The following is a 25,842-nucleotide window of genomic DNA, read 5'->3' on the forward strand; positions in this document are numbered from 1 at the left end:
ATTCTTAAACCAAGACCGGTGCAATTTGTCCGTCCAATCTAGTCTTCCTTTCGAAGAAGTCGCGAGCCGCGCGAAGGTCTCAACCCCATTGCGCGCGCTCCCAGTGAGGGAAGGACACTGGGATGAACTGCGCGACGAGTCGGGGCACCTGCGCGAGACCTGGCAGCGTTTTTTCGAACTGCTCGGCGACGAGGGCATCGCCGGACTCGATCACGCGATCGATTCCATCGCCCAGCAGGTGCGCGACAACGACATCAGCTACAACGTCTACGCCGACAATGGCGAGCCGCGGCCGTGGTCGCTGGATGTGCTGCCGTTCATCATCGACGAGGGCGAATGGACCGTGCTCGAGCGCGCCGTGAAGCAGCGCGCCACGCTGCTCAACGCGATCGTGCGCGACGTCTACGGTCCCCAGCGGCTCCTGCACGAAGGGTTCCTGCCGCCCGCGCTCGTCTTCGGGCACCCGGGCTACCTGCGCTCCGTAAAGGGGTTCGTGCCGCCCGGCGGGCAGTATCTGCAGCTCGTCGCGGTGGATCTCGCCCGCGCGCCGAGCGGCGACTGGGTGATCATGGCGCATCGCACGGAGGCGCCGTCCGGCCTCGGCTACGCGCTCGAAAACAGGCTGATCGTCGCGGGCGTGTTCGCCGATGCGTTCCGCTCGATGCAGGTCCGGCGTCTCGCGCCGTTCTACTCGCGCCTCATCGCCTCGCTCGTCGAGGGCGGACGCGCCACCATGTCGGGCGAGGGCTCGCCGCACATTGCGCTCCTCACGCCGGGGCCATTCAGCGAGACCTTCTTCGAGCACGCATTTCTGGCGCGCTATCTCGGCGTGACGCTCGTCGAGGGCAAGGACCTGACGGTGCGCGACGACAAGCTCTACCTCAAGACCTTCGCCGGGCTCGAACGCGTCCACGTGTTGCTGCGGCGCCTGGACGATGCCTTTTGCGATCCGGTGGAACTGCGCGCCGACTCGACCATCGGCGTGCCGGGCCTTTTGCAGGTGATGCGCGCGGGCAACGTGATGGTGTCGAACGTGCCCGGTTCGGGCTTCGTCGAATCGCCGGCGCTGCATGGCTTCCTGCCGGCCATCTCGCATTCGATGCTCAACGAGCGCCTGGAACTCCCGAGCGTGCCGACCTGGTGGTGCGGCGAAGAGGCGGCCCGCGAGTCGGCGCTGGAAACGCTCGGCGAGGCGTTCATCATTCCGACCTGGCCCGGCGTCGATCTCGACGGGCACAGTCCCCGCGGCTTCGGCGACGGTCTGCAGCCGCTCGCCGACTGGCAGAAGAGTATCGAGGCGATGCCCGATGCCTTCACGATCCAGGAGCTCTTTCCCGGCTCGCACGCGCCGCGCTACGAGGAGAGCACGATCGCGGGACGCTCGTCGGTGCTGCGCGTCTACGCGATCGCAGACATGAACGGCGGCTGGTCGGTGATGCCGGGGGGCTTCACGCGCCTGGGCGCCGAGCGGCAGCCGTCGGTGTCGATGCAATACGGCAGCAGCAGCGTCGACACGTGGGTGCTGTCGAGCCATCCGAGCTCGACCTTCTCGCTGCTGCCCACGCCGATGACGCCCGAGGACCTCGCGCGCAAGCACCGCACGGTATCGAGCCGCGCGGCGGAGAATCTGTTCTGGGCCGGCCGCTACAGCGAGCGCGCCGAGAACAACGTGCGGCTCGTGCGCGTGATCCTCTCCTCGCTCGAAAGCAACGACGCCGAGGGCATGCTCGACACGATGGTGAGCCTCGCGTCGCAGTCGGGCCTGCTTCCGCCGGGCACGCCGCTCGTCGGGCACACCGCCGCTTCGCTCGAACGGATCCTCGTCGCCAATCTCGGCGAGGGCGGCCCGGCCGCGAGCATCGGGCAGAATCTCGCGAGCCAGGCGCGCGCAAGCGGCGAGATTCGCGGGCGCCTCTCCACCGACCACTGGCGCACGATTCTCGCGGCACGCAACGATTTCCGCGACGCCATCCAGGCCCTTCACGCGGCGCCCGGCATCGAGCGCTACGACCGCGTGCTGCTCACTCGCACGCTCGAAAACCTGGCGGCGCAACTGCTGGCGATCAGCGGCGCGCAAGGGGATCGCATGACACGCGACGAGGCGTGGCGGCTCGTGTTCGTGGGACGCCACATCGAGCGCGTCATCACCATGGCGACGTTCCTGCGCACGGCCGCCGAACATGGCCAGATCGCGACGCCCGGCGGGTTCGATCTCCTGCTGCAACTCTTCGACAGCACGCTCACGTATCGTTCGCTGTACCCGGGGCGCTTCGAGGTGCCGCCGCTCATCGACCTGCTCGTGGTCGAGCCGACCAATCCGCGCGGCCTCTATGGCGTTTACAAGCGCCTGTGCGCGAAGCTCGTCGAAATCTCGCTCGCGGCGAACCGCGCGGGCCACGGCGATTTTCACCAGGCGACGCGTTTCGCGGCATCGCTGCGCGGGCTGGAAACGCTGTGCACGACGGACGCGCAGGCCCGGTACACGGAAGTCATCGCCGCCTGCGACGAACTCGCGGATCACGTGAGCGCCGCCGCCCACGAAATCAGCGCGCGCTACTTCAGCCACGCGAAGACGCAATCCCTGCAGGTGTCGTCGTGAAGATCGAAAAGACCGTGCTGTCGGTGTCGCACCGCACGACCTACCGCTACTCCACGTACGTGGAGACGGCGCAGCATCTCGCGACCACGCGGCCGCAGAACTGCGCGTGGCAGCGCGTGCTCTCGTACGAGGAAAGCATCGAGCCGACACCGTCGTATATCAATAGCCGCGTCGATGCCTTTGGCAACGAAGTGCTGTATTTCTCGCTGGAGTCGCCGCACCGGTCGCTTCAGATGATCAGCGAGGCGACCGTGGAACTGACGCCGCGCTGGGCGTCGCTCGATCCCGCCGCGACGCCCGCCTGGGATACGGTCGCCGCCGGCATGCGGTTCAGTGTGGGCGCGCCGTTTCTCCCGGAGTCGGAATTCTGCTTTGCGTCGCCGAACATCGGGCTCAGCCAGGATCTGCAGGACTACGGCCTCGAAAGCTTTCCGGAGGGCCGGCCTCTTGCCGAGGGCGCCATCGACCTGATGCACCGGATCCACGCCGACTTCAAGTACCGGCCGCTCTCGACCTCCTACGACACGCCCGCGCACCGCGCGTTCGACCTGCGCAGCGGCGTCTGCCAGGACTTCGCGCAGGTTATGATCGGCTGCATGCGGGCCATCGGGCTGCCCGCGCGCTACGTGAGCGGCTATCTGCGCAACGATCCCGCGCCGGGTCAGGAGAAGCTGATCGGCGCGGACGCATCGCACGCCTGGGTGTCGGTGTTCTGCCCGGGCAGCGGCTGGATCGACCTCGATCCGACCAACGACGTGCTCGCCGATCTCGGTCACGTGACGCTCGCCATCGGCCGCGATTACAGCGATGTCTCGCTGCTGCGGGGACTCATTCTCGGTGGCGGCTCGCATCGCGTGGATGTCGGCGTGACCGTGCTCGCGCTGGACGCTGAGAAAAAGTGACCGCGCACCGGGGCGCGGCGTCTCCGCAGACCGTCTCCTCGCCGCATCCGTGACGAAGCTCGCGATGTCGTCCATCAACTGATCGGCGAGCATTTGCTGCGCCTCGGGCGTCCGGGTCTATTTGCAGAGCGCATCTCGGCCGAAAAGAAAAGCGAGCCCAGCGCGATGATCCACGTCGATCTCCTGGAAGTCCTCCCCTCGCCGCGCTCCATCGGCTGAACGAAGCCTGGCGCGAGCCAGCGCTATGTCCAAACCAGCCACTCTGGTATGCCTGAAACGGCAATGTCCTTCCTGCAGCCCGCGACTAACATACGTCACATCGGCGTTCGCCAAGGCACGCATCCGGGCAGACAGTGCGAAAGAAATGAAAGCTCTGTGCGCGGGTTTGGTGTTCATCGGGATCGGCCGGATCACTAATCAACAAGTATGGAGACGACATCTCATGCAATCTTCGCAGTTGCCACGGATCGGCTTTGTCGGCCTCGGCGCTATGGGCTGGCCGATGGCCGCCTGCCTGTTGCGGGCCGGTTTTCCGCTTGTTCCCTATGACGTTCGCGCCGCCCATCGGGAGAAATTCGTCGAGACGGTAGGTGGAGGGCATGCCGGCTCGCTGGCCACGCTCGGCGCCTCCTGTGACATCGTGATCAATATTCTGCCGAACAGCGCGGTCGTGGAGAGCGTGCTGTTCGGCGACGACGGCATCGCGGAACACCTGCGCGAAGGCGCGCTCGTCATCGATATGACGTCGGGCGTGCCGCACGCAACGGTCGGCATGGCGGCGCGCCTCGCGAAACAGCGCGTGCACCTGTTCGACGCACCGGTCAGCGGCGGTGTGCCGCGTGCACGCAGCGGCGAGTTGACGATCATGGCCGGCGGCGAGCGCTCGCTGATCGACGACGCGATGCCGATTCTCGATGCGATGGGCTCCGTGATCCGCACCGGCCCGCTCGGCAGCGGTCATGCGATGAAGGCGCTGAACAATCTCGTGTCGGCGGGCGGCTTCCTGATCGGCGTCGAGGCGCTGCTGGTCGGCGCGAAGTTCGGCATCGATCCCGAGACGATGGTCGACATCCTCAATGTGTCGTCGGGCGTGAATAACAGCACGCAGAAGAAGTTCAAGCAATACGTGCTGACACGCGGCTTCGATTCGGGATTCTCGATCGAGCTGATGGTGAAGGATCTCGTGATCGCGCTCGAGATTGCGCGCCAGCAAGGGCTCAACGTTCCGTTCGCGTCGCTCTGCCGCGACCTTTGGGGTGGCGCTTCGGCGCTGCTGGGCCCGGGAACCGACCACACCGCCGTGACGCTGATGAGCGAGCGCCTTGGCGGCGCCGAGATTCGCAAGCACTGAAAGACGACACCACGGAGACACAGGATGAGCACAGAAACAGCGACGACCGGCCGGCTCGCCGCGCAGATCGTCGGCAGTTCGCTGGCGGAGATTCCCGCCGACGTCGTACACGAAGCGAAGCGTGCGCTGCTCAACATTACCGGTTGCGCGCTCGGCGGGAGTTTGCATCCCGCCATGGATATCGCGATCGATGCGCTCGGCCCGTATGCGGGGCCGCCGAGTGCTGCAGTAATCGGGCGGCGCGAACGCTTCGATCCGCTCTTTGCCTCGATGCTGAATGGCATCAGCTCGCATGTTCACGACTACGACGACACCACGCCGCGCAATTACATCCACAACAGCTCCCCGGTGGCGTCGGCATTGTTTGCTTACGCGAGCGAACGACGCGTGACAGGCCGCGACTTTCTGCATGCTTTCATCGTCGGCTTCGAAGTGGTGTCGCGGATCGGCAATGCAACTTATCCGGCGCATTACGATGCGGGCTGGCACAGCACCGGTTCGATCGGCGTGTTCGGTGCGGCCGTGGCGATCGGCCGGTTGCTCGGCCTGACGCAGCTACAGATGACGCATGCGATCGGTCTTGCCGCGACTCAGTCGGCGGGTCTGAGGGAAATGTTCGGCTCGATGGCGAAGTCGTTTCACCCGGGGCGCTCCGCTCAAAGCGGCTATATGGCGGCGCTGCTTGCGCAGAAGGGCTTCACGGCCGGGCTGCGCTCGCTCGAGGGACCACGCGGTTTCGCGGCGGTGCAAGCCGCCGCGTACGATCTCTCGAAGGTCGCCGATCGCTTTGGCGAAGACTTCGATCTCCGGGTGAACGCATACAAGCCGTTTCCCTGCGGCATCGTGATTCATCCAACGATAGACGCCTGCATCCAGATGCGTGATGAACACGACATCGACGCCGCGGACATCGTCGCCGTCAGGCTGCGCGTGGCGCCGCTCGTCAAGGATCTGTGCAACAAGCAGCACATCACGTGCGGCCTCGAAGGCAAGTTCTCGATCTATCACGCAGCGGCGATCGGCCTCGGAAGAGGCAAGGGCGGACTCGGTGAATTCACGGACGACGTCGTAACCGATCCTGTCCTCAAGCGCCTGCGCGAGATCACGGAGGCGACCGGTGACGAGCGTGTGAGCGAAGACAGCGTTCGCGTCGAGGTGCAGCTTGCCGACGGCCGCGTGCTGTCAAAAGATCTGGCGCAATCGCTCGGCAACCTCGCGCGGCCGCTTAGCGATGCCCAACTCGAACGAAAGTTCGCGGATCAGGCCGACGTCATCCCACGCGGCAGCGTCGATCGCCTGATGTCGTGCTGCTGGAACGTGGAGAGGCTCGCCGACATGAACGAGCTGATCCGGCTGACCGTGCCGCCGCCTGCGTAGCAGGCTTCGTTGCCACCGAAGCGAACATGGCGGCAAGGCGAATCAGCAGCACACCAATAAAACACAAGGAGACAACCGATGACCCCCGCACAGTCCGGAGTCGGGCAGCGCCTGGATGCGCTTGCCATCGGCCCGTTCCACCGGCGCCTGCTTGCATTGATCGGTGCCGGTATGTTCTTCGATGCCTTCGACAACTACCTAGCCGGCGGCGTGCTCGGCGCCCTGGTGCACGAAGGCATCTCCGATATCCATCTGAACGCGCTCTTCATCTCGATGAGCTTCGCCGGCCTGACGATAGGGGCCTGGATGGCGGGCGTCCTCGGCGATCGCTTCGGGCGGCGCTTTTCCTATCAATTCAATCTGGCGGTCTTCGGCCTCGCTTCGATTGCCGCAGCGTTGGCACCGTCGATGAACTGGCTGATCTTTTTTCGCTTCGTGATGGGCATCGGACTGGGCGCCGAGATCGTCGTTGGCTACAGCACGCTCAGCGAATTCGTGCCGGCCCGTTCACGCGGACGCTACGCGGCGATCCTCAATCTGATCACGAACTCGTCGTTGTTTTTGTCGTCGGCCGCGAGCTATATCCTGATCCCGTACGCGGGCTGGCGATGGATGTTCGTCATTCCCGGCGCAGGCGCGCTGGTGGTTTGGTATCTGCGCAAGGCAATGCCGGAATCGCCGCGCTGGCTTGCTTCAGTCGGACGGCATGACGAAGCGGATGGCGTCACGCGTGCGATCGAAGCAGAGAGCGTGCAGGTACAGGACCCTGCGCGCGTGCCAGCGCTGCCGGAAGATCGCGGGCAGCTTCGGGAACTGTTCGCACCGGGGCAGTTGAGCCGCACGCTCGTTGGCATCACCGTGATCTGCATGTCGTTCTCGGTGATGTATGCGTTCGTCTCATGGGTGCCAACGTTCCTCATCAAGCAGGGCTTTGGCGTGTCGCATTCGCTGCTGCTGACATCGGCGATGTTCGCCGGCGGTCCCGCGGGTTCGTTGATCAGCTTTGCGATAGCCGACCGGCTCGGACGCAAGTGGGGACTCGTGCTGTTCTCCGTGATCGGCGCGGCGATTGGCATGATGTATCCGTTCGTCACGAACGGCTTCGCCATCGCAGCGGTCGGCTTCGGCGTCACCACTTGCATCTACGTGACGTCGGCGCTGGGCGTTGCGTGCTATGTCACCGAACTGTTCCCGACTCGTCTGCGCCTGCGTGGCGTCGGACTGTGCAATTCGCTCGGCAGGCTCGCCAACGTGGGCGTGCCTTATCTGGTCGTCGCGGTGTATTCGATGGCGGGGCTGCTCGGTGTCGTGACGTTGATGGCGCTTCTGTTCATGTTCCTCGTCGCCGTGCTGGTGTTCTTCGGTATCGAGACGCGGATGCGATCGCTCGAAGAAGTACACGCCGACAAGCTGGACACCGTGGCCGGACTTCATGACGCGGCCCCGCAATACCGGCGCACGTGAAGCGCGTCCGAGGTGCGGCGGCAACCCTGCATGCCGCTGCATTGATTGCGCTAGAGACCGGCCGGCGCCCAGCATCCTTCGTCGACCAGCCGGTCGATCTGCTTGCGGATCATGCGCATCAGAAGGCGCGCTTCGCGCGTGACAGGATGTTTGGTCGACGTTGCGACCACGAGCGAACGGGTCATCGTCGGCTGCACGATGCGCCAGCAGCGGATCTTGCCGCTCGTGACCTGTGCATGCACGCACGAATACGACAGTATCGTGTAGCCGACACCGGCTTCGACGAGACTGAGCGTGGACGGCATCGCGTTGATTTCGAGCTGTACGGTGGGTGATGCACCCGCTTTCGAGAGCACCTGATCGAACAGCACGCGCAGCCCGTGGGGCAACGTCGGAAGGATCATCGGAATTCCGGCGAGCCGCGCCGCCTGCACCGGTCCGTCGCCGACGTTGGCCGGGTCATTCGCCGGACCGAGCAGGAAGATCTCGTCGGTCACGAGCGGATCAGTGGCCAGCGTGCGCAGACGCGGCGCGTTATAAAGAATCGCGACATCGACTTGCCCAGACAGCAGCCACTCGAGCATGTAGCCGCTAAACCCTTCGACGATGCCTAACGCACTGTTCGGCAGTTCACGGCTGAACTGCCTGACAAGCGGTGCGGTGAGCACGGCACCCACCGAAGGCGGCAGGCCGACCACCACGCGTTCTGCCGGCGCGACGCTCAAGGCATTGATCTCGAACTCCGCATGCCCGACCGCGTCGAGCACCACGCGGGCATGTTGTTCAAGCAGCTTGCCCGCCCTGCTCAGCACGACCCCGCGGCCGGTGCGATGAAAGAGCGGGGTGCCGAATTCATCTTCGAGCGACTTGATCGCACGGCTCAGCACCGGCTGACCGACAGACATTGAAATCGCAGCGCGGGACAGCGTGCCGGCCTCGACGATCTTCAGGAAGTACTGCAATTGCCGGATTTCCATGCTTGCGATCCACGAAGGAGGTGACATGCAGCGCAGCCCTGCATGGGGGCGTCGTGGTCATCGTAACTGAAATAGCAAAGCAGCCAAATCTCACCATCCAACCTGCTTGACGGATTGTATGACAGGAATATAATCAGTTAGAAGGCGCGCGACGACGCACCACGAGCATTCAAACCGGAGACAGGTCGACATGGTTTCTGAATCGGGCATTGGCTTACGACTGGACAGGCTACCGCTGTCCGGATTTCACTGGCGTCTGCTGGGGCTGATCGCGGCCGGCATGTTCTTCGATTCGTTCGACATTTACATCGCGGGCACGGTACTTGCCGCGCTCGTTCAGAAGGGCGAATCCACGCTGCAACTCAATGCGGCCTTCGTATCGGCGACCTTCATCGGCATGATGGCGGGCGCGTGGCTCTCCGGTGTGCTGGGTGACCGCTTCGGGCGCCGCTTCTCGTATCAGTTCAATCTCGGCATCTACGGCTTTGCATCGATCGCGGCGGCACTGGCGCCTTCCATCTACTGGCTGATCTTCTTCCGGTTGGTGATGGGCGTCGGCATGGGCGCGGAAATCGTGGTCGGTTACGGCACGCTGAGCGAATTCATTCCGGCCGCGTGGCGCGGCCGGTTCGGCACGATCCTGAATCTCATCATCAATACGTCGCTGTTTCTCGCGGCATTTCTTGGCTGGCTGATCGTGCCGCGCTACGGCTGGCGCTGGATGTTCGTGATCGCGGGCGCCGGTGCGCTGGTCGTCTGGTTCCTGCGCAAATCGATGCCGGAATCGCCGCGCTGGCTTGCGTCCCGCTCGCGGACCGAGGAGGCGGACCAGATCGTGTCGCGCATCGAAGTGGCGTGCGGCGTCGTGCCGCACGCTGCAGCAGGCGGCACGGCGCAGCGCGATCTCGCGACACCTGTCGAGGCACCAGCGCGTCTGAGCGATCTGTTTTCGCGCCGTCTGCTGACACGCACCATCACCGGTATTACGGTGCTCGTCGCGCTCTTTACCGTTAATTACGCGTTCGTCAGCTGGATTCCGACCTTCCTCGTGAAGCAGGGGCACAGCATGTCGAATTCTCTCGGACTGACCACGCTGATGTTCGCCGGCGGCCCGCTGGGATCGCTGATCGCATTTGCCCTGGCCGAACGCATGGGGCGCAAGTGGGGCATCGTGGCGTTCTCGTTGATCGGTATGGTGTTTGGCATTGCGTATCCGTTTGCCCGATCGGAGGCCGCCATCATCGCGTCGGGCTTTGCCATTACCTGCTGCATCTATGTGCTGTCGTCGTTCAGCGTGGCGAGCTATGTGCCGGAACTCTTTCCGACCGCGTTGAGAATGCGCGGTGCAGGCCTGTGCAACACCATCGGGCGCGGCGTGAACATTCTTGTGCCGTATGCAGTAGCGGCCGCGTTCGGCGGTTTCGGTATAGCGGGCGTGGTGACGCTGATTGTCGGCACCTTGTTGCTGCAGGCGTTGATCGTTGGCGTGCTCGGAGTGGAAACGAAGAACCGCTCGCTTGAAGAGATCGCCGCGCAGGCCGCGAGCGTCGAAGGCGGCGGCATTGAAGCGCGAACAGCTACAGCGGGTCGATAAGAAGTTGAGTCCATCTGCCGACGCAAACCGAATCAATCAGGAAAACAGGAACATCGAGACATGTCTTCGCCGATAGAGAACTACCGTATCTTCGCCGTCAAATATGCATTCCACGACCGTCGCGCGCCCGAGAACTTTCTCGGCGGCGACGCGCACGACGTATCGATGCCTCTCGACTACTTCGTCTGGGCGGTGGTCGGCGAGTCGCGCGCATTCATCGTAGACACGGGGTTCGACGCCGAAATGGCCGGCAAGCGTGGGCGCACGATCACGCATTCCGTCGAGGACGGTCTGAAGAAAATCGGCATTCGCGCCGACGCGGTGGAGGACGTGATCATCACGCACATGCACTACGACCATGCGGGCAACCGTTCGCTTTTTCCTCGCGCGCGATATCACATACAGGATCGCGAAATGGCCTATTGCACCGGGCGCTGCATGTGTCACGGCAGTCTGAGCCATCCCTTCGAGGCCGAAGACGTGAAGTCGATGGTCGGTCGTGTATTCGATCGCCGCGTTCAGTTTCACGACGGCGCATCGTCGCTGACGCCGGGCTTAAGCGTGCATTGGGTCGGCGGTCATACGAACGGCCTGCAGGTCGTGCGCGTGCATACGGCGCGCGGCTGGGTGGTGCTCGCGTCGGACGCGTCGCATTTCTACGCGAACATGCAGCAGAGCCGTCCGTTTCCTGGCGTCTACAACGTCGGCGACATGCTCGAGGGGTACGCTGCTGCGCACCGGCTCGCGGATTCGGCGGAACATGTGATTCCCGGCCACGACCCCGATGTGCTGAAGCGCTACGCGCCGCACGATCGCGAAACGGAAGGATGGATCGCGCGCCTCGACGTGGTGCCGCGCTAACCGCCATGCACATGACGATGAAAGGAAAATCCGCGCTGATCACCGGTTCGTCGAACGGCCTTGGTCTCGCGATGGCGCAGGGGCTTGCGCGGGCGGGTTGCAATATCGTGCTGCACGGCCTGGAACGGCCGGCGGCCATGGAGCGCACAGTCAGCGAGCTGAAGGAGCAGGGCGTCGTGGCGGTCTATCTGCAGGCGGATCTGCGCAGCACGCACGCGGTCGATACGCTTCTGAACGCCGCGCGTGAACAGATGGGATCGATCGACGTGCTGGTGAACAACGCGGTGGTCAGGCATTTTGCGAGCATCGATACCTTTCCGGAGCAGCGTTGGAACGAGGCGCTGTCCGTCAATCTGAGTGCGGCGTTTCGTGCGATCCAGCTTGCATTGCCCGACATGCGCTCGCGCCGATGGGGCCGGATCTTCAACATGACGTCCGTGTATGGATCGCGCGCGGTCGCAAATCGCGTCGACTACGTGACAACCAAGACGGCGCTGCTCGGTTTGACGCGCGCAGTTGCAATCGAAACGGTCAATCAGGGCATCACGTGCAACGCGATCTGTCCTGGTTCGGTGCTGACGCCGAATATCGACGGCCGCATCGGCGAACTGATGGATACGCGCGGACTCAATCGCGACGATGCCGTGCGCGAGTTTCTCCGCGGCAAGCAACCCACCGGCGAGCTTGTCGAAGCTGCGCATGTGGCCGACTTGCTCGTGTTTCTGTGCAGCGCCTCGGCGAACCAGATCACCGGCGCGACGATGCCGATCGAGGGAGGCTGGCTTGCGAGCTGAACGCGAACCACAGACAGCGGACATGCCGGTGGGGAAAGCCCCGGCGCTCACCCGGCAGCTTGCTGAATTCATCGCGCGTACACGCTGGGACGACATTCCGCCCGCGGTGCGCCACGAAGCCAAGCGCGCGCTCGTGAACTATTTTGCGGTGGCGCTGGCGGGATGCGCCGATCCGGCGGTCGAAAAGGCCACAGCGGTATACGGGCGCTTCCGTTCCGCGGAGGAAGCCAGTCTCATTGGCCGTCCCGAACGCACCGATATCCTGAACGCCGCGGCACTCAATGCGATGAGCGCGAACGTCTACGATTTCGACGACACGCATTTGCCGACCATCATCCATCCGACGGCGCCTGTCGCCGCCGCGCTGTTCGCGCTGGCACAGTCCGCGCCACTCAGCGGCGAGCAGTTGCTGCTCGCATTCGTGCTCGGCGTCGAAGTGGAGTGCCGGCTCGGCAACGCCGTCTCGCCAGGCCATTACCAGCGCGGCTGGCACATCACGTCGACGTGCGGCGTGTTCGGCGCGGCTGCGGGCGCCGCGCGGGCGATGCTACTGGATGCGCAGCATATTGCCTGGGCGTTCGGCAACGCGTCCGCGCAGGCGTCGGGGCTGGTCGAGACCCTGGGCAGCATGTCGAAAAGCATTAGCGTGGGCAATGCGGCACGCAACGGATTGCTCTCCGCGTTGCTGGCGGCGGAAGGGTTTTCGGGCCCCGGGCAGCCCCTCGAAGGCGAGCGCGGCTTCCTGCGGGTGACCGCAGAACGACCCGATTTCAGCGCGATCAGCGAAGGCCTCGGCCGCGACTGGGCGTTGCTGTCGAACACATACAAGCCCTATCCGTGCGGCGTCGTGCTCAACCCGGTGATCGAAGCGTGTCTGGATCTCGCACGTGGCGCGCAGCTCTCGCTTGCCGACATCGAGCGTATCGAACTGGTCGGTCATCCATTGCTGCGCGAGCGAACCGACCGCCCGGGCATCCGGTCGGGGCGTGAATCGCAGGTGAGCGCGCAGCATGCGGTCGCCGTCGCGCTCGCGAAGGGCAAGGCGGGTCTTGCGGAATTCAGCGATGCGAGCGTGATGGACCCGGCGCTACGCGCGTTCGGCAGTCGCGTCGTGTTCATCGACGATCCGCGTTTCCCTGTCGAGTCGGCCCAGGTCATCGTCACGTTGCGCTCGGGCGGCACCGTCTCGCGCAAGGTGGACGCCGCGCGCGGCAGCCTCGAGGCACCGCTTGCGGATGCCGAACTCGAGGCGAAGCTGCGGGAGCTCACCGCCTATGGCGGCTCGGGCGTGGCGGCCCAACCGTTGATCGACGCGCTTTGGGCGCTCGACAGTGCAGGTGATGCAGCCGCGCCGATGCGGCTTGCGCGCGCCTGTGGCGCTTAGGGCATTGATTCGTGCCCGGCAGAGCGAATGCTTTTTATTGACGAGGAAAGGTCATGGCGGAAAGGAAACTGATCGGTTTTATCGGCGTCGGTGTCATGGGGCGGCCGATCGCCCGTCGTCTCATCGAGGCAGGTCACACGCTGGTTGTCTTCGATCGCGACGATCAGGCGATGGCGGAGCTTGCGGCGATCGGCGCGCGCGTGGCGAAGAGCGTTCGTGAAGTCGCCGACACGGCGACGATCGTCTTCACGAGCCTTCCTACGCCGGCAATCTTCAAGGAGGTTGCGCTGGGCGCAGACGGTATCGTTCACGGAGAAACGGTAAAGGTGCTGGTCGATCTCTCGACAGTCGGCTCGCGCGCTGAGCAGGAAGTCGCGGCAGGCCTGCTGGCGAAAGGCATCGAAACCGTGGATGCGCCTGTCAGCGGAGGGGCGGCCGGCGCGCAAAAGGGAACGCTCGCGGTGATGGCGGCGGGCACGCCGGCGGCGCTCGACCAGGTGCGTGAACTGTTCGATGTGTTCGGCAAGGTCTTCGTGGTGGGCGAAAAGGCGGGGCAAGCCCAACTCCTCAAGCTCCTGAACAATATGCTGTCGTCCACGGCCTTCGCGATCACCTCGGAGGCGTATGTGGCCGCGCTAAAGGGCGGTATCGACCCCGAAGTCATGATGGCGGTGATCAACGCCGGCAGCGGCAAGAACGGCGCGACGCTCGACAAGTTTCCAAAGCAGGTGTTGCCGCGCACGTTCGATTTCGGCTTTCCGATCAGCAGCGTCTGCAAGGACATTGGCCTTGCCGTCGACGAGTGTCAGGCGCTCGGTGTGCCAATGTGGGTCGGTAACACCGTGCGGCAGATCTGGAACATCGCGGCAATGCAAGACGGCAAGGCGCGCGACATGACCGAACTGGTCAGATACGTGGAAAGCTGGTCGGAAGGAAAGGGACTGACGGATTGAACCCCGCGTGTTCATGCAGCGGCTTACCGATTCACTTAACGGGATTGAAAACATGATCGTCGAAATGCGGATTTATCACTGCGCACCAGGCCGGCTGCCGGCGCTGCAAGAGCGTTTTACGAATACGACGCTGGGTTTTTTCGAAAAATACGGCATCGAGCAAATCGGTTTCTGGACGACGCTGATCGGGCCGAGCAATCACGCGCTGACGTACCTGTTGAAGTGGGAAAGCCTCGCTGAACGCGAAGCCAAATGGAATGCCTTTCAGGCGGATCAGGAGTGGATCGCGAAGCGTGCGGCAAGCGAGGCGGAAAAGGCTATCGTCGAGCGCATCGAAAACCATTTCCTCACACCGACCGCGTTTTCGAAGCTGCGCTAGAAGCATCCGCGCCGCCTTCAACTCGCATGCGATCCACTTGATTCACGAAGGTAAGTGAGATGAAAGCACCACAACGAATTGGTTTTATCGGGCTCGGAATGATGGGCGCGCCAATGGCGCAATGTCTGTCCAATGGCGGCTTCGAGCTGTTCATCGCAGATGTCGACGAAGCGCGCACGGCGGCGCTCAGGACACAGCTCGGGGCAGCGGCACTCAGCCCGGCAAACGCATCGTCGCTCGACGCGCTGATCACCATGCTGCCGAATTCGGACGTCGTCGAAACCGTGCTGCTTGGCGGCGGTGACGAGGCCTGGAGCCGTCTGCTGTCAAAAGGCGCGGTGATCATCGACATGAGTTCGTCGGAGCCCGAACGGTCACGCAAGCTCGGCGCGACGCTCGCGGAACACGGGCTGGCGTATCTGGACGCGCCGGTGTCGGGCGGCGTGAAGAAGGCGAAGGAGGGCACGCTCGCGATCCTTGCAGGCGGCGATGCGGCGGTGCTGGAACGCTGCAGGCCACTTCTCGAAGCGATGGGCAAGAGCGTCCTGCACATCGGCACCGCCGGTGCCGGGCACGCGGCAAAGGCGCTGAACAACTACGTGTCGGCAGCGGGATTGATCGCCACGGTCGAGGCGCTGCATATTGCCGAACGCTTCGGCATCGATCCGGAAGCCATGACCGACGTGCTGAACGCGTCGACAGGCCGCAGCAACACGTCGGAAAACAAGGTGAAGCAGTTCATGCTGAGCGGCTCGTTTGCTTCGGGTTTTGCCCTGCATCTGATGAACAAGGATCTGAAGATCGCTCGTGCGCTCTCGGAAACGGTGGGCTATCCGATGAAGCTCGGCGCTACCTGCACCGCGCTATGGGATGAGGTTTCGCAACGCTCTACGCCGGCCACCGATCACACGGAGATGTACCGGCTGCTGGCGAAAGAGTAAGCACGCTTGAATCAACTCTGGATGGAGTCTGCGATGTCTCGTGCAGGACAGTTTTATATCGATGGACAATGGGTCGACCCGTCGTCGTCGTCGGCATGGTTCGATCTGATCGATCCGTCTACTGAAGCGAAAGTCGGGCAACTGGCGATAGGTAACGCGGCGGATGTCGATCGCGCCGTTTCCGCGGCGCGGCGTGCGTTCCCGAAGAACGCACAGACCAGCGTCGCCGATCGCATTGCGATGTTGCAGCGGATTCTGCAGATCTACGAACGCCGCTATGACGAATTCGCCGAGGCGATGCGCATCGAAATGGGTGCGCCGATCACGTTTGCACGCAACGGGCAGGCGGCGCGCGGACCCGCGCATCTGAATGCACTGATCGGCGTGCTCGAGAACTTCGCGTTTGAAGAGCAACGCGGCAGCACGCGTCTGCGAATGGAGCCGGTCGGCGTATGCGGGCTCATCACGCCGTGGAACTGGCCGGTGAACCAGATCGTCGTCAAGATTGCACCGGCGCTTGCGGCGGGCTGCACGATGGTGCTGAAGCCGAGCGAGTTCTCGGCGCTCAGCGCGCTCCTGTTCGCCGAAGTGCTCGACGAGGCTGGCGTTCCGGCGGGCGTTTTCAACCTCGTGAACGGCGACGGCCCCGGCGTGGGCGCTGCGATCGCCGCGCATCCGGATATCGATATGGTCTCGTTCACCGGCTCGACGCGCGCCGGCATTCTGGTCGCGAAGACGGCTGCGGATACGGTCAAGCGCGTGGCGCAGGAACTCGGCGGCAAGTCGGCAAACATCCTGCTCGACGATGTGAACCTGGACGAAGCCGTCGCGCGCGGTGTCACGGCGTGTTTTACCAACTCCGGACAGTCGTGTTCGATTCCGACGCGCATGCTGGTGCCCCGTCATCTGATGAACGATGCCGCGCAGATCGCGAAGCGGGCCGCACAGGCGTACCGTGTCGGCGCGACCGACAAGGTCACGACGCAGCTTGGCCCGCTCGTCAACCGCAATCAGTTCGAGCGCGTGCAGACGCTGATTCAGACAGGCATCGATGAAGGCGCACGGCTCGTTACCGGCGGCACCGGCCGGCCGGAAGGCCTGGCCAAAGGCTGGTTCGTCAAGCCGACGATCTTCGCCGACGTTACCCCGGACATGACTATCGCACGTGAAGAGATCTTCGGGCCCGTGCTTTCGATGATGCCTTACGACACCGAAGCAGAAGCGATCGAGATCGCCAACGGCACCGACTACGGCCTCGCCGCGTACGTTCAGTCCAGCGACATTGAGCGCGCCCGCAAGGTGGGGCGCGAACTGCGCGCGGGCGGCGTGCACCTGAACTACCCCGTGGTCGATTTCAACGCGCCGTTCGGCGGCTACAAACGTTCAGGCAACGGGCGCGAATGGGGCGAAGCGGGGCTGCGCGAATACCTCGAAATCAAGTCGATGGTGGGCTACGGCACGGACTGACGCATCCCGTGTCGCGGTCTAAAAAATTTTGCTCGAATGGATTGTAGGACAATCGGTCACGAAGACGAATATTCAGATTTGCATCACGAACTGCAGAGGAAACAGACGATGGAAGACAACAACCGTTTTGAACAAGGCTTCGCGAACCGCAAGGAAGTGCTGGGCGCGGGGCACGTCGAAAAGTCGTGGGCCAACGCCGACGACTTCAACCGGCCCATGCAGAAGCTTGTCACCGAGTATTGCTGGGGTGACATCTGGGGCGACCAGACATTGCCATTCAGGACGCGAAGCATGTTGAACATCGGCATGCTCACCGCGATGAGCCAGCACCACGAATTGTCGGTGCATGTGAAGGGCGCGCTGAAGAATGGCGTCACGAAGGATGAGATCCGCGCAGTGCTGCTGCAGGCCGCGGTGTATTGCGGTATGCCGCTCGCTCTTGCGGCGTTTCGTGTGGCGACGGAAGCGATCAAGGCGTACGAGGCTGAAGCGATCAAGTAAAGAGGCGACGCCCATGCCCGGACCGTTTCGCAGCATGCCGCGGACCGGAAAGCGACAGCACGCATCCGCGAGTGATGCGGCATAACGATATTGGAGACATGCATGAAAGCGCTGACAGCAGACAACGTCGCCCGGGACGGGAGCGAGAGTGCAGTCGATGCGAAGAGGCGTAACGCGATCAAGGGCGCGTTCTTCTCCGAGTTCATCGACATGTTCGACATCTATCTGCCGGTGGTGGTCCTTTCGCCGGTGCTCTTCTTCTTCCAGCCGCCGCATCTTTCTGGCGGCATGGAGGCGATTCTTGCCTCGCTTGTGTTTATCACCACGCTGCTCGGCCGGCCGATCGGCGCCCTGATGTTCGGCATGGTGGCCGATCGCATCGGCCGGCGCAAGGCGTCGATCTATTCGGTGTCGGGCTTTGGCGTCGTCACGCTCTTGATTGCGCTTCTGCCCGGGTATGAAAGCATCGGCATCGTGTCGTACTGGCTGCTGGTACTGCTGCGTTTCGTCGACGGCATCTTCCTCGGCGGAGGCTATACCGGCGCCATGCCGCTTGCGATCGAGTATTCGAAGAAGGAGCAGCGCGGTTTTGTCGGCGGGCTGATCATCGCCGGGTTTCCGGCCGCGTATGTGACGATCAATCTGGTTGCGATGCTGATGTTCGTGCTCTTTCCGCTCAACGGTGTGAATTCGCCTTACGCGCAGTGGGGCTGGCGGGTTCCATTCGTTATCGGCGCGTTGCTGGCAGGCGTGCTCGCGCTGTACTACGTGCACAAGGTCGCGGAATCAGAAATCTGGGAGAGTGAAACCGGAGAGAGCAGCGAGAAGAGCGAAAAGCTGCCGCTGTCGGACCTGATTCGCGGCAAGAGCGGCCGCAACCTGATCCAGGTGCTGCTGATGATGAGCGGCTTCTGGCTCACGCAGAACATCATCACGATTTTCCTTCCCACCGGCTTGCTGGTTCACACGCTGCATCTGAGCGGCTTCCAGATGACCTCGACGCTGCTGCTGTCGTATTTCGTCCTGTTCTTCAGCTATATCGGCGCCGGCATGCTGGGGCAGAAGATCGGCCGCCGCCGCTTCTTCGTGATCGTCGGGCCGCTGATCGCTACCGTCGGCGCCGCGCTGCTGTATGTGCTGTCGAACGTCGACGGCCTGTCGCTTGCGACGATCATGCTGCTCGTCTGCGTACTCGCGGTGCTCGTGACCTCGCCGTGGGGCGTGATCGTCACGTACATCAACGAGCGTTTCGTGACCGATGTGCGCGCAACCGGCTTCGGCGTCGGCTTCAGTCTGTCCGTGATCATCCCCTCGTTCTACGCGTTCTATATGAACTGGCTCGGTGCGTTCATGCCGCTGCGGATGACGCCCGTGGTGCTGCTGTGTATCGGCGGCGTGATCGGCATGATCGGCGCGTGGATGGGACCGGAGACAAAGGACGTCGATTTCTGAAACCAGTACTCAGCCTCCAATACTCAGGCAGGAAACCATGAACAAGGAACGAATCGGATTTATCGGGCTCGGCAACATGGGCGGGCGCATGACGCGCCGCATGGTCGAAGCGGGAATAGACGTGCTCGGCTACGACCCGCTGCCCGCGCGTGCCGAAGCCGCCGGCGCGCGGGTGGCTGAATCGGTGCGCGAGGTGGTCGTCCATGCAGACATCGTGCTGCTGTCGTTGCCGGACAGTCGTGTCGTGGAAGCGGTGGCGGAAGGTGATGACGGCATTCTCGCGCACTGTCGTGCGGGTCAGACGGTGATCGACCTGAGTACTGCCGCGGCGAGTTCGACGATCCGGCTGAACGAGCGGTTCAGTCAACGCGGCGTGCAGTATATCGACGCCGGCATTTCCGGCGGCGCCGCGGCAGCGGAGAAGGGCGCACTGACCTTGATGGTAGGCGGCGACGCTGCCGCGATCGAAAGCGTGCAATGGGTCTTCAAGCCGATTGCTGCGAAAGTGCAGCGCATGGGTGAGAGCGGCGCGGGACACACCACCAAGCTGCTGAACAATTTTCTCAACGCAGTGAGCCTTGCGGCCACCGCTGAAGTGATGGTCGCGGGCAAGAAGGCCGGGCTCGATCTGCATCGGCTGCTCGACGTGCTCAACAGCAGCAGCGGTGTCAATTTCGCGACGCAGAACCGTTTTCCGAAGATCGTCGATGGTGACTATCTGGAGGGCGGACTCACCGCAAAGCTGATGACGAAGGATGTGGTGCTGTATATCGACCGCATTCGCGAGCTCGGCGTGTCGTCGCTCAATGCGTCGGGACCGCTGGCGAGTTTCGGTCTCGCGACGGCGCTCGGCTACGGCGACCAGATCAGCAACCGCGTCGTCGATGCGATCGGCGACGTGTCCGGCGGTGTGCGGCTCAAGGATCAGGCTTGATCAACCAGGAGGCAGGCAATGAAAGTATTTCACGGCAGGGCGAACGGCACGGTTTCCGAGCAACGCTCGGATACGTTCAGCGGTGTGGTGTGGGCCGATCCGATCATGCCGACGACCGACAAGGTGACCGTCGCGAACGTGTTCTTCTCGCCGGGCGCGCGCACCTACTGGCACGCGCATGAGCAGGGGCAGATCCTTCAGGTGACGTCGGGATGCGGCTGGATCTGCGTGGACGGCGGCGAGCCGCAAATGATCCGCCAGGGGGACGTGGTGTGGATCGGTGCGAACGAGCGGCACTGGCATGGCGCGGGATCGGATACGTACATGGTCCATACCGCGACATCGCTCGGCAAGACGATGTGGTCCGAAGAGGTTGCCGAGGAGGTGTATCGACGTGCGTCGCGCTGAGCGCCGGCTCGCGTTCGGTCTGTCAATGGCGGTTGCGGACCTACCGGTGCGCTGCTGCCCTGTCGTCGCGCGCGACGTCGCGCAGCAGGAGCAAAAGACGATGAGTCTTACGGAAAAGGAGCAGGCAATCAAGGATGCCTTCGTTCACGTTCACCACACGTGGGACGCGCAATGGGAGAGCATCCTGCGCCTCGACGCGGATTTTCTCGAAGCATATCTGCAGTTCTCGGCGGTGCCGTGGAAGAAGAATCATCTGTCGCCGAAGGTCAAGGCGTTCGTTTCGATCACCGCGTGCGCCGCTGCGACGCATCTGTATGCGCCCGGGATCGCGCAGCATCTGCGCGCGGCGATCCTTTTCGGGGCGACGCGTGAAGAGTTGATGGAGGTGCTGGAACTGGCGAGCACGGTCGGCATTCACGCATCGAATGTCGGCGTGCCGGTGCTGCTCGAAGTGCTCGAGGAAGAAGGACTGCGCAAGGGCCCCCAGCCGCTCGACGAAAGACGCGAGGCGCTGAAGAAGAGCTTCATCGAGAATCGCGGCTACTGGCATGCCTCGTGGGAAGGGCTGCTGGAACTCGATCCGGAACTGTTCGATGCATACGTGGCGTTTTCATCGGTACCGTGGAAGACGGGCGTGCTCGAGCCGAAAATCAAGGAACTGATGTATTGCGCCTTCGACGCCGCGGCCACACATCTGTACGTGCCCGGTTTGAAGCTGCATATGCGCAATGCGATCCGCTATGGCGCGACGGCGGAAGAAATCATGGAAGTGCTGGAGATTGTCAGCATGATCGGCATTCACGGTGCCGCCGTCGCGGCGCCGATGCTGGAGAAGGCGCTCGCGGAAGCGCCGGCGGCGCGCTCAGGTTAAGGGAAGACACCATACACGGGTCGCCTGTAAAGCCGCACGGACGACGCACCAGGCCTCTGTTCGAGTCGTGACATCTAGTATCATAGGGGGCAGGATTGTCAGACGGGAATACAATAATGGCAGAGAATATGGGTTTGGTCCGGCCGGAGACCTTGCGCCACCAGGTCGAGCACGTGCTTCGCCAGGCGATCATGTCTGGGCGCTTCGCGCCGGGCGCGCGGCTGATCGAACGCGAGCTGTGCGAGACGCTGGGTGTGAGCCGCACGTCGGTGCGTGAAGCGCTTCGCAGACTCGAGGCGGAGCGTCTCGTATGCAGCGTGCCGCACAAGGGGCCGATGGTCGCGGTCATCTCGAAGCAGGAGGCCTCCGAACTCTACGCGATTCGTGGCCTGCTGGAAGGCTTCGCGGCGGGCGAATTCGCGCGCATCGCCGACGATGGCGCTATCGCCCGCTTCGGCGAAGCGGCCAAGGCATTGCGGGCCCAGGCGCTTGCCGGCGATCAAAGCGGCGTGCTCAAGGCCAAGACCGATCTCTATGACATCCTGCTCGACAATTGCGGCAACACGCTGGTCAAGGACATCCTGACGAGCCTGTATTCGCGGGTCAACCTGCTGCGGGCGACCTCACTGATGCATCCCGACCGGCTGCCGTCGAGCCTGCGCGAAATCGACAAGCTGTACAAGGCCCTCAAGGCGCGCGATGCACAGGCTGCGGAAGCGGCTGCGCGGCTGCATGTCGCCAACGCTGAAAAGGCGGCGCTGCGGATGCTGGACAATACAAAAGAAGCGGACGAGTAAAAGCCGCGCGTTTCCCCAGAACATCGCGGTGGGGCGGCTCAGCAGCCACCCAACGGGCAAATTGCGAGCGGGTACGAGTGTTGCGTGACAAACGTGGTTGGACCGGGCCGCGGCGGGTGCGCTCCGGAATCGATTGAACGTAACCCTCACGGAAACGCAGGAGACGACATGCCCAAAAGCAAATCACGAGATGCATGCGAACTTGGAATCGCTTTTATCGATGCGCAACTATTGACCCTCTATACCCACGCGAGTTTGCTGGCCGACTGGATCGAGAAAGGCGAAAAGACGCCAGACCCGAGCGCGGCACAACGCCTGTTCACTGTGAAGCGTGCTCATCCGGAACGTCACGCGCACAGCGAAGACGGCACGCCGACGAAGAGCGCTCCGCCAGCCCTCTCGCTTTCGTGGCCGGAATTCGGCGACGCCTCGCAGCGCATGGCCTTCGCGTTGCGCGTCCCGAATACCAACGCGATTATCGCGGTGGCCGACTTCTTTGAAGTTCATCAGATGTCGAGTTCGAGAACGCCTGAGGTGCAGTTTCTGATGCGTCTGCGCGACGCCGCTTTGAACGACAATACGTTCCGGATCAGCACCGATGAATACCTGCCGCATGCCGCGTATGGTGGCCTGATCGTCGATGAGAAGCTCAACGGCACGCTGCTGCTCGGCGATGGAGTCAAGCCCGGCTTCATGGAACTGGGCGATACGGTCGGCTTGCTGCGCTATCTGGCGAATCTCCTGAGGAGCATGCAGACAGTAATCAGCGCCGGCGACGCCGGCTGAATCAGGCAAGTCGAACCGGCGATCCTCTTCCGGTCAATGGTATCCGGCGTGCCATTCGCGCAGGCAGCGATCGTCGAGACTGAAAATCCCAGGCGAGGCCGCTTTGCGAGATGCTGGAGTCTTCACGTATCGAACCCATACAGTTTCGCAGCATTGTCCGAGAGGACCATCCGACGCGCGGATTGATCGGACGCCCAGAGCGAGAGAAGCTCGAGCATGTCCCGGTCGTCGGGCACGGGCTTGCGATTCGGATGCGGCCAGTTGCTCGCCCACAGGCAACGCTCGGGGTTCGCCGCTACGAGTGCACGGGCAAGCATGCTGACATCGTCATAGTTCGGTGGTCCGATCCGCGACGTTTCGTAGGGCGCGGAAACCTTCACCCATGTGCGTCCCGCATCAAGGAGGCGGAGCAGACTTTGAAAGCCGGGATGGTCCGTCCCGACAGGCTCCAGAAACTTGCCGATATGATCGATGGTCAGCAGGCAGGGCAGCGCCCGCAGGCGCGCTTCGAACTGAGCAAGGTCGCGGCCGTCGAGTTGCAGGTTGATAACCCAGCCGAATTCTGCGATGCGCCGGGCAAGCAATTCGAGGTCGTCCCAGCCGAGCAGTCCGCCACTGCCGGGGATCATCATGAAACGAACGCCGCGCACGCCGGCATCGTGCATCTCCTGCAATTGGGCCATGGGCGCGTCGGAACGCACAATGGCAATTCCACGTGCCGCGCCGTCCGAAAGGGCCAGTGCGTCGAGCATGCAGCGGTTGTCGTAGCCGTAGCCGGTTGGCTGCACGAGTATCGCCCGGGTCAGGCCAAGGCGGCGCTGCACGGCCGTGTAGTCCTGCCACGATGCCTGCGGCGGCCCGAACGTCGATGTGCTTGCGAGTGGATATCGCTCGAGTTCGTAAATATGCACGTGGCAATCGCACGCATGGTTCACGGTGGCTTCTGGCGTGTCGATCACGTGCGTGCTCCTTCGAATGCGCCGGAAAAGCCCGGCAAACGTGCGAGTCTCGTGGCGTATCCGGGATTTACCGCGTTCTCGGGCATGGTGCCGTCAAGGAGTGCCTTGACCTGACGCACAGTGTCCATCGCCTGATGTTCGATGGCGGGCGGTGTCAGACCACCCACATGGGGGGACGCTACAACTTTCGGATGGGCGGCGAGCATCGGGCTTGGCATCTGATCGGCCGCGCGGCCGACATCGAGCGCCGCGCCCGCGATGACGTCGTTGTCGAGGGCATCGAGCAGCGCGCTTTCGTCGACAAGTTCGCCGCGTGACGCGTTGATAAAATAGGCCTCTCGCCTCATGCGAGCGAACGCGGCTCGCCCGAAGAGGTCGGCTGTTTCCGGGATGGCCGGAGCGAGGCAGATCACGTAGTCGGCGCATTCGAGGACTTCTTCGAATGATCTCCGGTGAACGTCCGGTTCGGCAATCGAGGCGAAGGGATCGCACACAACGATCCCCATACCCAATGCACGAGCCAGCACGGCGAGTCGCCGTCCGATGAATCCGTACCCGATAATGCCGAGCGTCGACGCGCGTAACTCGCGCCCCATCGCGATTGAGGGTGTGCGCTGCTGCCAATAGGCCGCGGCAGCCGAACTGACACCGCGGCTCAGGTCGATCATCACGCCGACGATCCATTCGGCCACCGACGTGTCGAACCCCGGCGTAGCGCGCGTGACGAGCACACCATGACGGTTCGCGGCATCGACGTCGATATTCCGGATATCCACGGCCACGCGGCAAAACGCGACGAGTCCGGGCGAACGTTCGAACAATCCTGCTGGCGCGGCCGCGTCCCGGCTCGCCACCACGATCTCGTGATCCCGGACCTCGTTCACGAACTCGTCGAGCGTGAGCACCCGATCATGGTTGTTGAGCGTCACCTCGCCGAGCGCGCGCAATTGCGCGAGCGCGCGTTCGCCATAGTAGTTTTTAAGCGCCTCGGGCGTGTGTGTCAGGTAGATCTTTGTCATGGGGCTGTTCTTTGGCTTCTTGGCTTTTTCGCACGGGCCGGCGCGGCGACCGACTGGCGCGCGATCAAAGCAGGTTGAAAGAGGAAATCGGCGGGTGGTAAATCGGGCTGGGTAGAGCGTTCGATCGCGCGCTCGACCATTGCGCTCGCCATGTCTGCGAGAGGCATCGCAACCGACGTGAGCCCCGGGTTGACGAACGCGGCGATCGGCAATCCGTCCATGCCGACGATCGAAACGTCCTCCGGCACGCGCAGCCCCAGGCCGTTCAGACCCGACATCAGGCCGATCGCAAGCATGTCGTTGACGGTCACAACGCCGGTCGGCATCGGCCGCATTTCGGCAACCTGGCTGGCCATCGCAAAGCCAAGGTCGGCCAGTTCGGAGTCACCGAATGCCTGCGACACCTGGCCTTGCACCACATGTCCGCTGTAGCGCCCGCCGTCGCGCGAAATACGGTCGCGAAAGCCCGCAATCTTCTCGCCCCGGCTGACCGTCTTGCCGCCCGGCACGAGGAACGCCAAGCGTCTGTGACCATGCGCGATAAGGTGGTCGGCGGCGAGATAGCCCGCCTGGTAGTTGTCGGGTGACACATGGTCCACGCGCGAGTGCGCATCGCTCCCCGCGCCCCGGTCGTAGCTCACGACCGCGAGCCCGCGTGCGACCGCTTCTTCCAGATGGCGCTCGTCATCGAGCGACGACACCACGATGACTGCCCGCACGCCAAACGAAAGCAGGTCGTCGAACATTCGCGCTTCCTGCTGCTTGTCCCGGTGTGTGTTGCCAAGCAGAAGCCGGTAGTCGAAGCGTGTCTGCGCAGCTGCTTCGATATTCAGTGCAAGCTGGCCGTACATCGGGTTCGCCGTCGATGGCACGAGCAGCCCGAGTATCGGCGTGTGTCCTGTTTTCAGTTGCCGCGCCACGCGGTTCGGACGGAACGCGAGCGAGCGGATCGCCTCTTCCACGCGGGAAAAGGTTTCGGCGCTGAGCTTTTCCGTGCGTCCATTGAGAACGTTGGAAACCGAACTCGTCGATACGCCAGCGAGCGCGGCAACATCGTGAATCGTAGCCATGG

The 25,842-nt window shown here is 63.3% G+C and carries 24 protein-coding genes; 20 read left to right on the plus strand and 4 right to left on the minus strand.

What is annotated here, in order from left to right; translation table 11 throughout:
* The first annotated feature begins 25 nt into the window (after positions 1 to 25).
* From BG61_RS11310 to BG61_RS11330, 5 genes are all read left to right on the plus strand, one after another.
* Positions 26 to 2,599 carry a circularly permuted type 2 ATP-grasp protein gene (locus BG61_RS11310; RefSeq protein WP_035938549.1) on the plus strand — a complete coding sequence of 858 codons (2,574 nt, stop codon included), beginning with the start codon at positions 26 to 28 and terminating at the stop codon, positions 2,597 to 2,599.
* On the plus strand, positions 2,596 to 3,501 hold the full coding sequence (locus tag BG61_RS11315; RefSeq protein ID WP_035938547.1) for a transglutaminase family protein: 906 nt from the start codon (positions 2,596 to 2,598) through the stop codon (positions 3,499 to 3,501). The genes BG61_RS11310 and BG61_RS11315 overlap by 4 nt, the downstream gene beginning before the upstream one ends.
* A 442-nt stretch (positions 3,502 to 3,943) precedes the next feature.
* Positions 3,944 to 4,852, plus strand: coding sequence for an NAD(P)-dependent oxidoreductase (locus BG61_RS11320; protein ID WP_035938544.1), 909 nt, complete (start codon positions 3,944 to 3,946; stop codon positions 4,850 to 4,852).
* 24 nt (positions 4,853 to 4,876) lie between these two features.
* Positions 4,877 to 6,229 (plus strand): MmgE/PrpD family protein, encoded by a 1,353-nt coding sequence (locus BG61_RS11325; protein ID WP_035938541.1) that lies wholly within the window; start codon positions 4,877 to 4,879, stop codon positions 6,227 to 6,229.
* Between the two features lie 78 nt (positions 6,230 to 6,307).
* A complete protein-coding gene (locus BG61_RS11330) occupies positions 6,308 to 7,693 on the plus strand; it encodes an MFS transporter (protein WP_035938539.1) in 1,386 nt (461 codons plus the stop codon).
* Positions 7,694 to 7,743: 50 nt separating this feature from the next.
* Here BG61_RS11330 and BG61_RS11335 read toward each other — a convergent pair whose 3' ends face one another.
* Positions 7,744 to 8,670, minus strand: coding sequence for a LysR family transcriptional regulator (locus BG61_RS11335; RefSeq protein WP_035938536.1), 927 nt, complete (start codon positions 8,668 to 8,670; stop codon positions 7,744 to 7,746).
* Positions 8,671 to 8,860: 190 nt separating this feature from the next.
* Between BG61_RS11335 and BG61_RS11340 the strand changes: the two genes are divergently transcribed.
* The 15 genes from BG61_RS11340 (at position 8,861) to BG61_RS11410 (ending at position 22,792) form a co-directional block, all read left to right on the plus strand.
* Positions 8,861 to 10,264, plus strand: coding sequence for an MFS transporter (locus tag BG61_RS11340; RefSeq protein ID WP_035938533.1), 1,404 nt, complete (start codon positions 8,861 to 8,863; stop codon positions 10,262 to 10,264).
* 60 nt (positions 10,265 to 10,324) lie between these two features.
* A complete protein-coding gene (locus tag BG61_RS11345) occupies positions 10,325 to 11,125 on the plus strand; it encodes an N-acyl homoserine lactonase family protein (RefSeq protein ID WP_035938531.1) in 801 nt (266 codons plus the stop codon).
* A gap of 11 nt (positions 11,126 to 11,136) precedes the next feature.
* Positions 11,137 to 11,919: an SDR family NAD(P)-dependent oxidoreductase gene (locus tag BG61_RS11350; RefSeq protein ID WP_035938691.1), complete on the plus strand. Its 783-nt coding sequence runs from the start codon at positions 11,137 to 11,139 to the stop codon at positions 11,917 to 11,919.
* A gap of 22 nt (positions 11,920 to 11,941) precedes the next feature.
* A complete protein-coding gene (locus BG61_RS11355; RefSeq protein WP_035938529.1) occupies positions 11,942 to 13,303 on the plus strand; it encodes an MmgE/PrpD family protein in 1,362 nt (453 codons plus the stop codon).
* A 53-nt stretch (positions 13,304 to 13,356) separates the two neighbouring features.
* Complete coding sequence (locus tag BG61_RS11360; protein WP_035938527.1) at positions 13,357 to 14,256, plus strand: NAD(P)-dependent oxidoreductase; 900 nt, start codon at positions 13,357 to 13,359, stop codon at positions 14,254 to 14,256.
* Between the two features lie 52 nt (positions 14,257 to 14,308).
* Positions 14,309 to 14,635: an NIPSNAP family protein gene (locus BG61_RS11365; protein WP_035938526.1), complete on the plus strand. Its 327-nt coding sequence runs from the start codon at positions 14,309 to 14,311 to the stop codon at positions 14,633 to 14,635.
* A gap of 59 nt (positions 14,636 to 14,694) precedes the next feature.
* Positions 14,695 to 15,576, plus strand: a complete 882-nt coding sequence (locus tag BG61_RS11370) for an NAD(P)-dependent oxidoreductase (RefSeq protein ID WP_035938523.1) — start codon at positions 14,695 to 14,697, stop codon at positions 15,574 to 15,576.
* A gap of 33 nt (positions 15,577 to 15,609) precedes the next feature.
* Positions 15,610 to 17,043, plus strand: a complete 1,434-nt coding sequence (locus tag BG61_RS11375; RefSeq protein ID WP_035938522.1) for an aldehyde dehydrogenase family protein — start codon at positions 15,610 to 15,612, stop codon at positions 17,041 to 17,043.
* A 108-nt stretch (positions 17,044 to 17,151) separates the two neighbouring features.
* Positions 17,152 to 17,544 carry a carboxymuconolactone decarboxylase family protein gene (locus tag BG61_RS11380; RefSeq protein ID WP_035938520.1) on the plus strand — a complete coding sequence of 131 codons (393 nt, stop codon included), beginning with the start codon at positions 17,152 to 17,154 and terminating at the stop codon, positions 17,542 to 17,544.
* 102 nt (positions 17,545 to 17,646) lie between these two features.
* Positions 17,647 to 18,996, plus strand: a complete 1,350-nt coding sequence (locus BG61_RS11385) for an MFS transporter (RefSeq protein WP_035938519.1) — start codon at positions 17,647 to 17,649, stop codon at positions 18,994 to 18,996.
* Between the two features lie 19 nt (positions 18,997 to 19,015).
* Positions 19,016 to 19,930: an NAD(P)-dependent oxidoreductase gene (locus BG61_RS11390; RefSeq protein ID WP_267908588.1), complete on the plus strand. Its 915-nt coding sequence runs from the start codon at positions 19,016 to 19,018 to the stop codon at positions 19,928 to 19,930.
* An 18-nt stretch (positions 19,931 to 19,948) separates the two neighbouring features.
* Entirely contained in the window at positions 19,949 to 20,338 is a 390-nt protein-coding gene (locus BG61_RS11395) for a cupin domain-containing protein (RefSeq protein ID WP_035938516.1), read from the plus strand.
* Between the two features lie 100 nt (positions 20,339 to 20,438).
* Positions 20,439 to 21,209, plus strand: coding sequence for a carboxymuconolactone decarboxylase family protein (locus BG61_RS11400; protein WP_035938688.1), 771 nt, complete (start codon positions 20,439 to 20,441; stop codon positions 21,207 to 21,209).
* Between the two features lie 116 nt (positions 21,210 to 21,325).
* On the plus strand, positions 21,326 to 22,006 hold the full coding sequence (locus BG61_RS11405) for a GntR family transcriptional regulator (protein ID WP_035938514.1): 681 nt from the start codon (positions 21,326 to 21,328) through the stop codon (positions 22,004 to 22,006).
* An 84-nt stretch (positions 22,007 to 22,090) separates the two neighbouring features.
* Positions 22,091 to 22,792, plus strand: coding sequence for a hypothetical protein (locus BG61_RS11410; RefSeq protein ID WP_233469204.1), 702 nt, complete (start codon positions 22,091 to 22,093; stop codon positions 22,790 to 22,792).
* Positions 22,793 to 22,914: 122 nt separating this feature from the next.
* Here the strand turns inward: BG61_RS11410 and BG61_RS11415 are convergent, their stop codons facing one another.
* Genes BG61_RS11415 through BG61_RS11425 form a run of 3 tightly spaced genes read right to left on the minus strand, consistent with a single transcriptional unit; the run spans position 22,915 to position 25,840 of the window.
* Positions 22,915 to 23,751, minus strand: coding sequence for an amidohydrolase family protein (locus BG61_RS11415; RefSeq protein WP_035938511.1), 837 nt, complete (start codon positions 23,749 to 23,751; stop codon positions 22,915 to 22,917).
* Positions 23,748 to 24,770 carry an NAD(P)-dependent oxidoreductase gene (locus tag BG61_RS11420; protein WP_035938509.1) on the minus strand — a complete coding sequence of 341 codons (1,023 nt, stop codon included), beginning with the start codon at positions 24,768 to 24,770 and terminating at the stop codon, positions 23,748 to 23,750. The genes BG61_RS11415 and BG61_RS11420 overlap by 4 nt, the downstream gene beginning before the upstream one ends.
* On the minus strand, positions 24,767 to 25,840 hold the full coding sequence (locus tag BG61_RS11425) for a LacI family DNA-binding transcriptional regulator (protein ID WP_035938508.1): 1,074 nt from the start codon (positions 25,838 to 25,840) through the stop codon (positions 24,767 to 24,769). The genes BG61_RS11420 and BG61_RS11425 overlap by 4 nt, the downstream gene beginning before the upstream one ends.
* Between the last annotated feature and the right edge of the window lie 2 nt (positions 25,841 to 25,842).

The sequence above is a fragment of the Caballeronia glathei genome (assembly GCF_000698595.1).
GTDB classification, from domain to species: domain Bacteria; phylum Pseudomonadota; class Gammaproteobacteria; order Burkholderiales; family Burkholderiaceae; genus Caballeronia; species Caballeronia glathei.